General features: G+C 43.7%; 16 protein-coding genes and 2 riboswitches. Of the genes, 4 read left to right on the top strand and 12 right to left on the bottom strand.

The genetic code is table 11. The features are described 5' to 3' along the window. Positions 1-7 precede the first annotated feature (7 nt). From AXI57_RS16115 to AXI57_RS16095, 5 genes are all read right to left on the bottom strand, one after another. Complete coding sequence (locus AXI57_RS16115) at positions 8-541, bottom strand: 1,2-dihydroxy-3-keto-5-methylthiopentene dioxygenase (protein WP_061670677.1); 534 nt, start codon at positions 539-541, stop codon at positions 8-10. 19 nt (positions 542-560) lie between these two features. Beyond that, on the bottom strand, positions 561-1,190 hold the full coding sequence (locus AXI57_RS16110; RefSeq protein WP_061670676.1) for a methylthioribulose 1-phosphate dehydratase: 630 nt from the start codon (positions 1,188-1,190) through the stop codon (positions 561-563). Further along, positions 1,148-1,852: a 2-hydroxy-3-keto-5-methylthiopentenyl-1-phosphate phosphatase gene (mtnX, locus tag AXI57_RS16105; protein ID WP_061670674.1), complete on the bottom strand. Its 705-nt coding sequence runs from the start codon at positions 1,850-1,852 to the stop codon at positions 1,148-1,150. The genes AXI57_RS16110 and mtnX overlap by 43 nt, the downstream gene beginning before the upstream one ends. Beyond that, positions 1,849-3,066 carry a 2,3-diketo-5-methylthiopentyl-1-phosphate enolase gene (mtnW, locus tag AXI57_RS16100; RefSeq protein WP_061670672.1) on the bottom strand — a complete coding sequence of 406 codons (1,218 nt, stop codon included), beginning with the start codon at positions 3,064-3,066 and terminating at the stop codon, positions 1,849-1,851. Before mtnW ends, mtnX begins: the two co-directional genes overlap by 4 nt. Positions 3,067-3,150: 84 nt before the next feature. Further along, positions 3,151-3,250, bottom strand: a riboswitch (SAM riboswitch). A gap of 8 nt (positions 3,251-3,258) precedes the next feature. Next, positions 3,259-4,482 (bottom strand): pyridoxal phosphate-dependent aminotransferase, encoded by a 1,224-nt coding sequence (locus tag AXI57_RS16095; protein ID WP_061670671.1) that lies wholly within the window; start codon positions 4,480-4,482, stop codon positions 3,259-3,261. A gap of 97 nt (positions 4,483-4,579) precedes the next feature. Here AXI57_RS16095 and AXI57_RS16090 point away from each other — a divergent pair, with 97 nt between their 5' ends. The 3 genes from AXI57_RS16090 to mtnA all read left to right on the top strand — a co-directional run bounded on the left by AXI57_RS16090 (position 4,580) and on the right by mtnA (position 7,978). Next, entirely contained in the window at positions 4,580-5,359 is a 780-nt protein-coding gene (locus AXI57_RS16090) for a carbon-nitrogen family hydrolase (RefSeq protein WP_061670669.1), read from the top strand. Between the two features lie 94 nt (positions 5,360-5,453). Next, a riboswitch (SAM riboswitch) is annotated at positions 5,454-5,608 on the top strand. A gap of 108 nt (positions 5,609-5,716) precedes the next feature. Continuing rightward, complete coding sequence (gene mtnK / locus AXI57_RS16085) at positions 5,717-6,910, top strand: S-methyl-5-thioribose kinase (RefSeq protein ID WP_061670667.1); 1,194 nt, start codon at positions 5,717-5,719, stop codon at positions 6,908-6,910. A gap of 6 nt (positions 6,911-6,916) precedes the next feature. Next, the gene (gene mtnA / locus AXI57_RS16080; protein WP_061670665.1) at positions 6,917-7,978 is read left to right on the top strand and encodes an S-methyl-5-thioribose-1-phosphate isomerase; all 1,062 of its coding nucleotides are present in this window, start codon (positions 6,917-6,919) and stop codon (positions 7,976-7,978) included. Positions 7,979-8,013: 35 nt separating this feature from the next. Here mtnA and AXI57_RS22155 read toward each other — a convergent pair whose 3' ends face one another. The 3 genes from AXI57_RS22155 to AXI57_RS16070 all read right to left on the bottom strand — a co-directional run bounded on the left by AXI57_RS22155 (position 8,014) and on the right by AXI57_RS16070 (position 10,938). Continuing rightward, positions 8,014-8,133, bottom strand: coding sequence for a hypothetical protein (locus AXI57_RS22155; RefSeq protein ID WP_003327327.1), 120 nt, complete (start codon positions 8,131-8,133; stop codon positions 8,014-8,016). 91 nt (positions 8,134-8,224) lie between these two features. Beyond that, positions 8,225-8,722, bottom strand: a complete 498-nt coding sequence (locus AXI57_RS16075; RefSeq protein WP_061670663.1) for a methylated-DNA--[protein]-cysteine S-methyltransferase — start codon at positions 8,720-8,722, stop codon at positions 8,225-8,227. Then, positions 8,719-10,938 carry a PAS domain-containing sensor histidine kinase gene (locus tag AXI57_RS16070; RefSeq protein ID WP_061670662.1) on the bottom strand — a complete coding sequence of 740 codons (2,220 nt, stop codon included), beginning with the start codon at positions 10,936-10,938 and terminating at the stop codon, positions 8,719-8,721. Before AXI57_RS16070 ends, AXI57_RS16075 begins: the two co-directional genes overlap by 4 nt. Before the next feature lie 254 nt (positions 10,939-11,192). On the opposite strand from AXI57_RS16070, the gene AXI57_RS16065 reads away from it, so the two are divergent. Beyond that, positions 11,193-12,215 (top strand): acyltransferase family protein, encoded by a 1,023-nt coding sequence (locus AXI57_RS16065; RefSeq protein WP_061670660.1) that lies wholly within the window; start codon positions 11,193-11,195, stop codon positions 12,213-12,215. A gap of 40 nt (positions 12,216-12,255) precedes the next feature. On the opposite strand, the gene AXI57_RS21470 is transcribed toward AXI57_RS16065, so the two are convergent. Genes AXI57_RS21470 through AXI57_RS22145 form a run of 4 tightly spaced genes read right to left on the bottom strand, consistent with a single transcriptional unit; the run spans position 12,256 to position 13,104 of the window. Beyond that, the gene (locus tag AXI57_RS21470) at positions 12,256-12,423 is read right to left on the bottom strand and encodes a hypothetical protein (RefSeq protein WP_088117044.1); all 168 of its coding nucleotides are present in this window, start codon (positions 12,421-12,423) and stop codon (positions 12,256-12,258) included. A gap of 3 nt (positions 12,424-12,426) precedes the next feature. Then, positions 12,427-12,582, bottom strand: coding sequence for a hypothetical protein (locus AXI57_RS21790; protein ID WP_169800245.1), 156 nt, complete (start codon positions 12,580-12,582; stop codon positions 12,427-12,429). Further along, entirely contained in the window at positions 12,572-12,829 is a 258-nt protein-coding gene (locus AXI57_RS22150) for a YetF domain-containing protein (RefSeq protein ID WP_255265362.1), read from the bottom strand. The genes AXI57_RS21790 and AXI57_RS22150 overlap by 11 nt, the downstream gene beginning before the upstream one ends. Continuing rightward, on the bottom strand, positions 12,796-13,104 hold the full coding sequence (locus AXI57_RS22145) for a DUF421 domain-containing protein (protein WP_238380193.1): 309 nt from the start codon (positions 13,102-13,104) through the stop codon (positions 12,796-12,798). Before AXI57_RS22145 ends, AXI57_RS22150 begins: the two co-directional genes overlap by 34 nt. Positions 13,105-13,124: the final 20 nt, after the last annotated feature.

Below are 13,124 nucleotides of genomic sequence, written 5' to 3'. Positions count from 1 at the left end.
TTTTCTATTACTGTATACTTTCCTTTTCATAAATCGGAACCCAGCCCTCTGACGTGACAAAGATTCGGACGGCAACAACTTTACGGTCTTCTTGAAGAGTGAAATAGTGACGAATGTTTTCAGGAACTGAGATTAAATCTCCAGGGTTTAAACGGACATCGAAAAAGGTGCCGTCTTTGCCTTGAATGACAAATATGCCGTGGCCGCTTACGATAAAACGAACTTCATCATCTGTATGATGGTGTTCTTTTATAAAATTTTGCAGCAGCTCATCGAGTTTCGGATTTGCTTCGGATAGGGAGATTACATCCTGCGCTTTATATCCGCGCCGGGCGGAAATATCTTGAATCTCGGCATCAAAAATGTCAAGAATCTGCTGTTTCTCTTCATCGGACAAGTCGTATTTTTCTGTCAGCTGTTCTGGAAGCTTCGTAATATCCCATTGTTCATAGATGACTTCTTGACTGTCTAAAAAGCTTGCCACTTCCTCTTGATTCTCAATGATTGTATTTGCCTCATCCTGTATTCTGATTGTTGCCATTGTTTTTTTCCTCCTTTTTTTATCTCACCAGCTGGTCCCGGAGTGTTTTTAATTTTAAATGGCAGCTGAACAAAAATTCATATGCTTCCAGCACCCTTTTTGCTTCAAAAGCGGTTTTTCCCCAAGCTGTGATGCCATGGTTTCTTATAAGAACCGCTCCGGAACCTCCGGAAACGCGGGCTGCGAAATCCGTTGCCAATGTCGGAATGTGCGCAGCGTTTTCAATGATCGGCACCGTCACCTCCGCATTCTCTTCCCACAAGCCAAGCGCTTTTATCATTTCTTGGCCTTTGAACGTAATGTGTTTGTCATCGCCGTAAAGCTCAGAAATTACGTTATTATCAAGTGTGTGGACATGCAGGCAGCAGCCCGCATCTGTTTTTTGGTATAAATACGTGTGGAGAAGGGTTTCCGCCGACGGTTTTAAGGAATGTCCGCTTTCGGCAGGTTCTCCGTTCTGGTCAACCAGTAAAAAATCTTCGTCCGTTTCTTTCCGTTTATCCTTGCCGCTCGCTGTGACGAGAAATGTCAGGGGAACATCAGAAACCTTAATGGACAGATTTCCGCTTGTTGCCGGAAACCAGTCTCTTTCAGCCAGCTCACGCTTTACTTCGGCAAGTTCACGCCAGCGCTGTTGTTTTGTATCCATGCTTTTACCTCCCCGATGTTTTCGATGCCGCTTTTCACTTCGTAAAAGTTTTGGTAAGGAAGGTGCTGTAACCCTAATTGAACGCATTCATTCAATAAGTAGTCTCTCGCAAAGCAAATATCAGACAATTTGGCAGCTTCCACATCGGTGACTGAATCACCAATCATAATGACAAACTCAGCTTTTTCAGAAAGCTGGCGGATAACCGAAGGCTTACAGCAACCGCATCCATTTGTACAAAGGCTGTCACAGGAATGAGGCCATTTGATATGAATATGATCGTTTTCAAAAGATGCATGATTGCAATAAATACGGTCTCTGTCTACGATTCCGTCAAGAAGAGGATAAACAAAGAAGTCCATTCCCCCGCTTACGACATAAAACGGAAGCTCGTGCTGGTTGACAAATGATACAAATTCACGAAAGCCATCCCGAATCTTTGCATCTTGTAACACAAATCTTGTTATCTCTTCTTTCATACTGCTCGGAAGAAGGCCGAACATCTGCCCGACTCCTTCTTCAATTGTTACTTCTTTTGACAGGACACCGTCTTTTAAGGCGGTCCATTCCGGCGGGGCGAATTCTTTCATGATGCTGACAATGTTGTCGTTCATTGTGATCGTCCCGTCAAAATCACAAATGATGAGCGGGTTTTTGGTCATACAGCATCAACCTTTCCCCATTTATATAGAGCAAGTTTCAAATCATTGCACTGCTCCGCTTTTTCATCCGGCGACTGCGCCTCAAGCACGGCGTCAATGATGGCTCTGAATGCTTTACCTCCGCCTTGGGCGCCGTTTGGATGGCCGTGAATGCCTCCTCCCGCATTAATCACATGATCAATGCCGAAATCCTTCATCAGGAGCGGAACCAAACCAGGGTGAATGCCCGCTGACGGTACGGCAAATGTTTGCTGAAAAGAATCCTCTCTCACGCACTCATCATGAATAGCGAGAGCATCCTCTTTCGGAAGCGCAACTGACCCGTAAGGAGACGGGAATAAACTGAAATCCGCGCCGCAATAGCGGTTTAGTTTCCCCAGAAGGAGAGCGTGTGCAAATCCGTAATAGGGTGATGATGTAAACGCTCCGCTGACTGCCGGATGGGCCATAATCGGAATAGAAACTTCTGGATCTTCGGCAAGGCTCTGCATGACATCCAAGCCGTAAGCGTAGACGTTAAATAACAGCGCGTCCGCTTCAAGCTCAGCTGCACGCCTTGCTTTATCCTTAAGGTCAGCCGTTCTTCCCGTCAGGTTCACCGCATAAAGCGTTTTATGCCCTGTTTGTTCATAGGTTTCACGCAGCACTTGCCTGCCCTCTGTGATCCGTGTTTCAAAGGGCGCCAGATCTGTTTCAAAGAAAATTTCGTCATCCTTGATTAAGTCCACTCCGCCGAGTGCCTGCTGTCTCAGCTGATCTTTAATATCTTCAAGATTTCTTCCTATGACCCCTTTAAAAATGCTCATTAACAGCGGTCTTTCAAACACGCCCAGCGCCTTGCGGATCCCGTATGCGCCAAACTTCGGCCCTGGCAGCCTTTGTTTAAAACCTTCTGAAAATTCCAGATCGGTTAATTTGATTTTGCCGTCAAGTGACAGCTTGCCAAACACAGTCGTCAGCACCGCCGGAATGTCGTATGTAAAATTAATTTCCGGATAAGCAATTGTAATAACCGCTTGTTTTTCCGATTCAAGAGCTCCTTCTTTCTCCTCAACGCTTACGACCCGCCCCTTATGCTTTTGCAGCTGTTCCTGCTTCAGCAGGGGTAAATCCGTCCATGAGCCTACAGTCAGCCCTGTCGCAATCTGTTCTGCTCTTTTTTCACAATCAGATCCCGGATTTGTCAGGAGATATGTTGCCAATAATTCACTCATGCTTGAACTCCTTTCCTCAAAGAACACATATAAAAAGCCTCTTCAAACCGTATTGCGTCTGAAGAGGCTTCGTTTTATGTCCGAATCTTATCTCTCAGCGCTAGCTGCAAGAATTAGCACCGTGCTTTACAAGTCGGTTGCCGGGCTTCATCGGGCTTGTCCCTCTGCCTGCTCTTGATAAGAATATAGATTTTATAAATTATTTTGAATTATCCCATTATTAAAGTCTGTTGTCAATGCTTTTTTATCGAAAAGATTCAGTTTGCCGATACGGGAGGCCGCTTCTTTAAGACGTTCCTCGCTCGTTAATAAACCGACTCGGATATAGCCCTCTCCATATTCTCCAAATCCATTTCCAGAGGCAACGGCAACATTGGCTTTCTCAAGCAGCAAATCCGAGAATTCCTGGGAGGTATAGCCGTCTGGCACCGGAAGCCAGGCGAAAAATGATCCCGCCGGAGCCGTGACATCCCATCCGATCTCCCGGCAGGCTGTAATCCACGCCTGCCGTCTGCTCTCATACATGGCGTTTTGTTCAGCCACACACGTTTGGTCTGATAAGAGAGCCGCCGCTGCCGCTTGCTGTGTCGCCTTGAACAGACTGACAAACATATGGTCCTGATAAAGGTTAATGGCTTCAATCACAGATGCATTACCGACGGCAAATCCGACGCGCCAGCCCGCCATATTATACGTTTTAGACAATGTATAGATTTCTATGCCAATATCCTTTGCCCCTTCAATTTGTAAAAAGCTTAATGGCTTGTGCCCGTCAAAGCCGACTGCGCCGTATGCGAAATCATGAACGACACAGATGCCGTTTTCTTTAGCAAAGCTGACCGTTTCTTCAAAGAAATCTGAAGTAGCAACGGCTCCTGTCGGGTTATTCGGATAATTCAAATACATCAGCTTAGCTTTTTCCTTTACGTCAGATGAAAGGCGGCTGTAATCAGGCAGGAACCCCCTCTCCTCTATAAGCGGCATCATTTCCATTTCGGCTTTAGCAAGCGCAACCCCCGACCAATAATCAGGATAGCCCGGATCGGGAACTAAAATGGTGTCCCCTGGGTTTAATAAACATTGCGGAAGCTCGACAAGCCCCGCTTTTCCGCCGAATAAAATGGCAATTTCACTTTCCGGATCTGCTTTCACTCCGTATTCTCTTTGATAAAATGCCGCTGCTGCTTTTTTAAAATGATAGGAGCCGCGGAATGATGAGTATTTGTGGTTCTCTGGGTCTGCGATCGCGTTTTTCATTTCTTCGACAATATGATCCGGTGTCGGCTGATCAGGATTTCCCTGCCCTAAATTGATGACGTCGTGCCCTTCTTGCAGTTTTTGGTTCACCTTTTTGACTAAAGAAGCAAAAAACTGTACGGGAAGCTGTGTTAACACGTGAGAATGTTCAAATTTCATCTGTTTTCACCTTCTAAAAAAATTTCTTGAAATGATAGTCCATCATCATATATGGTTATATATAAAAAGTAAAGGGAAACTTGGAGGTGCTGCAGAGGTGAAATGGACCATATCCTGTCTTCAATTTGATATTGCATACGGTAATCCTTCAGAAAATATAAAAAAAGCTGAATCTTTAATCGAAAAAGAAAGTAAACACGCCGATGTTCTCGTTCTTCCTGAATTGTGGACGACCGGCTACGATCTGACAAATCTTGACCTGTTGGCGGATGATGACGGACTCGCTGCTCAAAGCTGGCTGAAAAAGACCTCAAAAACGCATGGTGTCCACCTAGTCGCCGGCTCTGTCGCCGTTAGAAAAGGCGGCCATATCTATAATACGATGTACATTGCGGATAAAGAAGGAAAGATCGTTAAAGAGTACAGCAAAGCCCATCTGTTCCAGCTGATGGATGAACACCTTTATTTATCGGCCGGCTCGGCTGATGGTTATTTTGAACTTGACGGCGTCAAAAGCTCGGGGCTGATTTGCTACGATATCCGTTTTCCAGAATGGATCAGAAAGCATACGACAAAGGGCGCGAACCTGTTGTTTATTTCAGCGGAATGGCCTCTGCCCCGCCTCGACCATTGGAAAAGCCTTCTTATTGCCAGAGCGATTGAAAACCAATGCTTTATCGCGGCCTGCAACTGCACCGGGTCAAACCCCGACAATGAGTTTGCCGGCCACAGCCTGATTATTGATCCGTGGGGCCGTATTTTAGCAGAGGGCTCTAAGGAAGAAGGTGCTGTACGGGCAGAGGTTGATTTAGAAGAAAGTGAAGCCGTACGGAAACTGATTCCCGTTTTCGCAGACCTTCGAAAAGATTTATATTAATAATGCGCAACAAAAGTTGTTGACAAATAAACGAAGTACCTGTTAACATTTTCATCAACTGATTAATCCGAATTGCAAGACAAGTGAATATTTTCTCTTATCGAGAGTTGGGCGAGGGATTGGCCTTTTGACCCCAACAGCAACCGACCGTAATGCCATTGTGAAATGGGGCGCACAGATTTTGCGCCGAGACGTTAGTCTCATTAAGGCACGGTGCTAATTCCATCAGATTTATCTGAGAGATAAGAGAGGCGAAACGTGTCTGTTAGCCTCCTTCTCTCCAGAGAAGGAGGCTTTTTTTATTGGCCATCCCCCCGCATTACATAAACAGCTATTCATATTGGAGGGTAAATAATCATGGCAGCAACCACAACACCATTGTATGAAACGTTAAATGAAAGCTCCGCTGTTGCATTGGCGGTTAAGCTCGGCTTATTTCCAAGTAAAAGCACATTGACTTGCCAAGAAATCGGCGACGGAAATTTAAATTATGTTTTTCACGTGTATGATCAAGAAAAGGAAAGAGGACTGATTATTAAGCAAGCCGTCCCTTATGCAAAAGTAGTCGGCGAAAGCTGGCCGTTAACGATCGACCGGGCGAGAATTGAAAGCAGCGCGCTGATCCGCCAAGGAGAACATGTGCCTCATCTTGTGCCCAGAGTCTATTATTCTGACACAGCCATGGCGGTTACCGTCATGGAAGACCTGTCTCATCTGCAGATCGCCAGAAAAGGATTACTAGAAGGGAAGAATTTTCCGAGTCTGTCGGCACACATTGGAGAATTTTTAGGGAAAACTCTTTTCTACTCCTCTAATTACGCGCTTAAACCGCAAGTGAAGAAACAGCTGGTAAAACAATTTACGAACCCCGAGCTTTGCGACATAACTGAAAGACTCGTGTTTACAGATCCATTCTGTGACAACGATACAAATGATTTTGAAGAAGAACTTCGCCCCTATGCAGAGGAACTGTGGCAAAACAACAGTTTAAAAATAGAAGCGGCAAAGCTGAAACAATTATTTTTAACGTCGGCGGAAAGCTTGATTCACGGTGATCTTCATACAGGAAGTATTTTTGCAAGCCAAGAAGAAACAAAGGTGATTGATCCTGAGTTTGCGTTTTATGGGCCGATCGGCTTTGATGTCGGACAATTCATCGCAAATCTCTTATTAAACGCACTCGGCCGCGAAGAAGAAGCAAGAGAGCCTCTGTATGAACATGTAAATATCGTATGGGACACATTCAAGCAAACATTCAGTGAGGCGTGGAAAAAAGACTGCCTTGAAGCATACTCGAAAATAGACGGATATCTTGAAGACACCCTGGCACACATTTTTTCAGATGCTGTCGGCTTTGCCGGTTGTGAGCTGATCCGCCGCACAATCGGGCTGGCGCACGTTGCGGATCTTGACACCATCGTGCCATTTGATAAACGAATTGAAAGAAAACGGCTTGCACTAGAAATCGGCGCGGTGTTTGTTGAAAAACGCGAGCAGCTGAAAACAATTACCGATGTTCTTAAACAATTTAAGCAACATCTAAAGGAATGATGAATGATGAGCACTCAATTTACAGGTCCCCGTTCAGTAGAATGGAAAGAGACATATATTCATATTTTAAACCAGCAAAAGCTTCCCGGTGTCACTGAATATCTTGAACTGACAACGAAAGAGGATGTTTTTGACGCTATTGTCACATTGAAGGTGAGAGGCGCTCCGGCAATCGGAATTACCGCTGCGTTCGGACTCGCTCTTGCTGCTAAAGATATAGAAGCGGCGGATGTTTCTGAATTCCGCGAGAAGCTTGCTCCGATCAAGGATTATTTAAACAGCTCAAGACCGACAGCCGTTAACCTGTTTTGGGCGCTTGAAAGGCTCAGCCGCTCTATTCAGTATGCAACATCGGTAAACGAAGCAAAAACAAACCTTGTCCATGAAGCCATACAAATTCAGGTTGAAGATGAAGAAACGTGCCGGATGATCGGCCAAAACGCGCTGCAGCTTTTTAAAAAAGGCGATCAGATTATGACAATCTGCAATGCCGGTTCGATTGCGACGAGCCGGTATGGAACGGCACTTGCCCCTTTTTATCTGGCTAAACAAAAGGATCTCGGGCTTCATATTTACGCCTGTGAAACAAGGCCGGTCCTTCAAGGGTCCCGGCTCACTGCATGGGAGCTGATGCAGGGCGGCATTGATGTCACGCTGATCACGGACAGCATGGCGGCTCACACCATGAAAGAAAAACATATTTCCGCCGTCATCGTCGGAGCAGACCGAATCGCAAAAAATGGAGACACAGCGAACAAAATCGGCACATATGGCCTTGCGATTTTAGCTCAAGCCTTTCAAATTCCGTTTTTCGTGGCGGCTCCTTTGTCAACGTTTGACTTGCAAGTCGAAAGCGGCGACGATATTCCGATTGAAGAAAGAGATCCTGAAGAAGTGAGACAGATCTCCGGCGTTCGGACCGCTCCGGCTGATGTTCATGTGTTCAATCCGGCTTTTGATATTACACCCCACAGCCTCATCTCAGGCATTATTACCGAAAAGGGAATCCTGACGGGCTCTTATACGGAAGAAATCGAACAATTATTTGCAGAATCCCATGTAAACTAAAAAACCGCAACGGCTTTGCTCACATTCGCGCAGAGTCAGCGGTTTTTTTGCTTTGTCAGCTTTATGATTTCGTTCTTTTGGGAGCTTGATAATACATGCAATTTTACAAACAGCTCTGCAAACCCGGCGATTTTATCTGGGCGGCTCAGCTTCATTACTCATTGTCCTCCTTTTTCACCAGACCAACTTTTTTAACTTTGTAAAATTATATGTCTCAAGTGAAAAAATTGGAACGTGCCATATGTTTTATTTTTCTTTATAGGGGATTTGCTCTATGCGAAGCAATACTGCCTTTACATTTATTCTGCTGCCCGCATAGCCGGTTAACGCCCTATTTTTTCCAATCACTCTATGGCACGGCACAAATATCGGCAATGCGTTTCTTTTGTTGGCTTGTCCGACTGCGCGAACAGCTTTAGGGCTGCCGACTGCGGCCGCGATATCGGCATAGCTTCTGGACTCGCCGTACGGAATCATGTCGAGCGCCTGCCATACTTTTTGCTGAAAAGACGTTCCCTTTTGGGCCAGCGGCAGTGAGAATGTTTTTCTATCACCGGCAAAATACTCCCGCAACTGCTGCTTTGCCTCTTTTAAAATAGGTGTCTCCTGTTTTTCCGCCATGGGAGCCGTTTCTTTCCATTTCAGAAAATCCTCTTCACTGAGCAGTAAACGCGTAATTTTGCTTTCTTCCTCCACAATGGCAACTTCCCCCAAAGGGGTTTCTGTTATCGCATAGCAGCTCATTCGTCGTTCCCTCTTTCCTCATTATGCTGGCGGAGCGGCAGCGTTAAATGAAATACGGTTCCTTTGTCCTCTTCACTTTCTACCGTTATTTTTCCTTGGTGTTCTTCAATAATTTTATAGCTTACCATAAGTCCGAGTCCAGTGCCCCGTTCTTTTGTTGTATAAAAAGGCTCTCCAAGCCGTTTTAATTTATCCTCTGTTATTCCGATGCCTTCATCTTGCAGGGAGATGAGAATATGATCCGGGCCGGACGGCTGAATTTTCACATATACATTGCCTCCCTTAGGCATAACTTCAATGGCGTTTTTTAAAATATTGATAAATACTTGTTTCAGCTGATTGGGCTCACAATAAATTGGAGGAATGGTTTCGATCAGATCCAGATGCATTTGAACATTGCTGAGATTGGCTTGGGCGTGGAGAAGGTCCATTGTATCCTGCATGATGTCAGTCACATTTTTTTCTTCATACATGATCGCCTGCGGCTTTGCTAATATTAGAAATTCTGTGATGATGGATTCAATCCGCTTTAATTCCGAAGTGATGACATTAAAGTAAAGGGCATAATCACCTTCAACACTCCCCTGCAGAAGCTGGATAAAGCCTTTGAGTGCGGTCATCGGATTTCTGATTTCATGGGCGATACCGGCGGCAAGCTCTCCCACTACATGCAAAGTGTCAGATTTTCGGAGCCGTTCTTCAAGCTCCTTACGCTCGGTGACATCTTTAAAAATAGCAAGATTCATATTTTGAATAATATGGCGTTTAAAAGAGAATTCCAATTTCCGATTTTCCTTGCCGCTTAACAAAAAGGGAATTTCATTATCCATTTCTTCAAGGTTAATCTGCCTGGCTGAAGAAGTCAGATTTTCAATATCGTAGGCAGAAATGATATCCAGCAGACTGTGCTTTTTGATCTCTTCATGGGACAGGCCTAAAATATCGCTCGCTAACGGATTGGCATCAATAATGCGATATTTGTTATCAAATAACACGTTTCCGTCCATCGAGCCATTAAAGACTTTTCTGAATTTCAATTCGCTTTCTCTAAGTTCTTTCTCCATCCTTTTCCGATCGCTTACATTTCTAAAAATCGTTAAATGCTGGCCTTCCAATATCGTTCGTTTTGAAGTGAACTCCAGCTCTTTAAACTGCCCGTTCCCCATTTGAAAGAGCAGCTCATCTCTAATCTCCCCGAATTTTTCATATTTCTTTTTCGTGCAACGGTATTTTTGATTCGAAACAACGAGAAAGTCACACAGGTTTCTTTGAACAAGCTGATTCATCGGCAGTTCAAAAATTTTGCACGCCGATTGGTTCGCTTTCACAATTCTTCCGTCGTCCGACCAAATGAGAATAGCGTCCATCGCATTTTCGAAAATTTCTCTGAACCGCTCTTCGCTTTTAAACAGTTGTATTTCCATGGAGCGTTTCTCGGTAATGTCTCTCATAATTGACATGTAAAAGCCGTTGATGATATTAGAGGTAATTGTGAATTCAAACAGCTTTTGGCCGCCTGAACGGAGTCTGACTGGAAGCTCTCCTTTCGCTTTTCCTTTCCTGTGGATCGTTTCCCATATGCTCTGAAAGTCTTTTTTATTTGTTTTATCTATAAATTCCCCGAAAGATAAATGAGACAGCTCGTTTTGGCCAATTTCGAAACTCTTGCAAAATGACAGATTCGCGTCTATGAAACAGCCTTCTCTGTCAAAGAGCACAATCCCGTCAACAGCTCTGTCGAACAAATCCTTAAATAACTGTTCATTCATAGAAAATTCCCGCTCTAAAATCTTTTTAGATGAGATGTCCCGCATAACTACAAAAAAGGTATCTTCTCCACTTTCCATTTTCGCAAGAAATTCGATATACTTTGTCGCTCCGCTGTCCAGCCTGATCGGGACCTCTTTCCACAAAAATCCTTTATTAAAAAATTTCTTAATCGCAATGACAAGCTCTTCTTCTGGAATGGCGAACAAAAAGTCTAGCACCGAGCGTGCTTTTAACTCTTCCGGTTTGACTTGCAGCATCCTGGCCGCCGCTTCATTTGCCTGAACAATTTTCATTTCTTTATTACATATAAAAATAGCATCCAGCGTGTTATTTACAATCACTTGATGCTGATTCAATTCCTTTTTCAGACGGTCATTTTCTTCCTGAAGCTGCTTCAGCTGATTTTGAAGCTGTAAACTTGTTTCCAAATCAAGAGTTTCAGCCATTCATTGTACACTCCTTCTTCAAAACCTATCCTCCAATATTTCTACAAGATGTCCCATCTTCCTTCATTTGCCCTATAAATTTCAGAAAATTTCAGCGGGATTACATTCCGAAGACATTTTAAACGATCCTTACTTCCGTTTTACATCGTTCTAACAATCACCCGATTTCCGAGATCATTTTTGAGGTTTTATTTTAAAATGAATACCAACAGGGAATAATCTTTTAGTGAATGATTTGAAGAGAAGGTGATGCTATGAACAAATCGCGTGACAGTTATTTTGATAATGCAAAATTCTTGCTGATATTCCTTGTTGTTTTTGGCCATATTCTCCGTTCTTTTATTAATGATAACGAGTTTATGCTGTACCTCTACAAGTTCATTTACACCTTTCACATGCCCGCCTTTATTCTTGTATCTGGCTTTTTCGCCAAAGGCTTTAAACGGTCAGGTTATGTGAAAAAGCTGGCTGTTAAGCTGATTATTCCGTATTTGATTTTCCAAAGCATCTACTCTGTTTTTTATTATGTGGTTCAAGATGAAAGCATGACGAACGTCAATCCAATTGACCCGCAATGGTCACTTTGGTTTTTGGTGAGTTTGTTCTTTTGGAACCTGCTGCTGTATCCTTTTTCAAAGCTTCCAAAGCATTGGGCGCTTTTTGTCAGTTGCGGAGCGGCGGTCCTTATTGGTTATATCGATTTCATCAGCAGCACGCTGAGCCTGTCCAGAACGTTTGTATTTTTACCGATGTTCCTTGTAGGATTTTATTTAAATAAAGAGCATTTTGATTTGCTGCGGTCTGCCAGAGGGAAACAAATTGCAGCCGGTGTGCTCGCCTCGGTTTTCGTTATTTGCTGGGGCGTTGATTTTGATTATTCGTGGCTGTTTGGCTCCAAGCCATATTCATCTTTCGGTGATGTGACCTTGATCAGCGGTTTGACCCGTATAGGATGGTATGTTCTCTCTTTCGCAGCGACTTTCAGCTTTCTGGCTCTCGTCCCTCAAAAACGTTACTTTTTCACAAAATGGGGCACCAGAACATTTTATGTATATCTGCTTCACGGGTTTATCATTAAAACGCTGAGGCAAATAGGGCTGGAGGATGGATTGACCAATTACCAGAACCTGGTGATGCTGCTTATTTTAACGGCTGCTCTCACGTCCATATTATCCAGCAACTTTGTCAAAACAGTTGCTCAGCCATTTATAGAGCTGAGGATGACCAACTTGCTTCAGTTGGCGAAAGGGAACAGAAAAAATGCATACTTGAAATAATAAGGATACCTCTCAGGCGTTTTGCCTAAGAGGTATTTTTTCATTTGCAGTTTTTCTCTTTTTTCTTCGGTTTTGTTTGTTCAAGTGTTTCAATGAGCTTGCCGGCGTTATAATCTCCGAGCTCACTTGAAAATTCTTCTTCAAGCACTTTCTTATTCATCGGTTTTTTATGATTTTGCATATCCTTGCTGTGCTGATTTTTCCCCATTGATTACTCGCTCCCTTGCTTTCCATGTTTTGAATTGCGGTTTGCCCCTCTTAATCCGGGATCACCATCATATTGAGTCAAATACGCATTCTTATCCATACTTTCTGTCGGTGTGTTGTTGTTTTTTCCTGCTTCATTGATGGCAGATTTACGTTTCATCAATATCCCTCCTGTTTGCTTGTATGAGCTCTGCTTTTAATTCATTGAGTAAAAACCGGACCTGCTGTACTGTGACCGGTTTTGCTTCATCGTAAAGCTCGTAGCCGATTTGGCCGTTCGGTTCTAAGGAAACTTCTTTGAAATCCTTGATTTGCCCAAAACCTTCCTGTCTCAGTCTCATTTTCAGCTGAGCTTCCGTTAAGCGCATTTTTTTCAAGTTTTTTTGATTGATGTTTCCGTTTTCCACAATCGTGAGAGTTTTCCTGATAACAACTTTTCAAAAAAGTCAGTTTTAATTTGCAAAATTTCCATAACAAGCAGAGCGAAAATAAAAACAGAGGCGGCTAAAATCGTTTCCCATAAATTATGTGCGATAAAAGGCTGAATAATAATAGAGCCAATCGAAATCATGATGACCGTTTGAGTAACGGACAGCTGGCTGATTGATTTGCGTCCGGCAATCCGCAATAATATAATGCCTACCACAATCATGACAGCTGATTTCCACAGTACTGCAAACAATTGATTTCACCTCTTTACTC

Source organism: Bacillus atrophaeus (assembly GCF_001584335.1).
Lineage (GTDB): Bacteria > Bacillota > Bacilli > Bacillales > Bacillaceae > Bacillus > Bacillus atrophaeus.
This window is presented reverse-complemented; position numbering and strand designations above follow the sequence as displayed.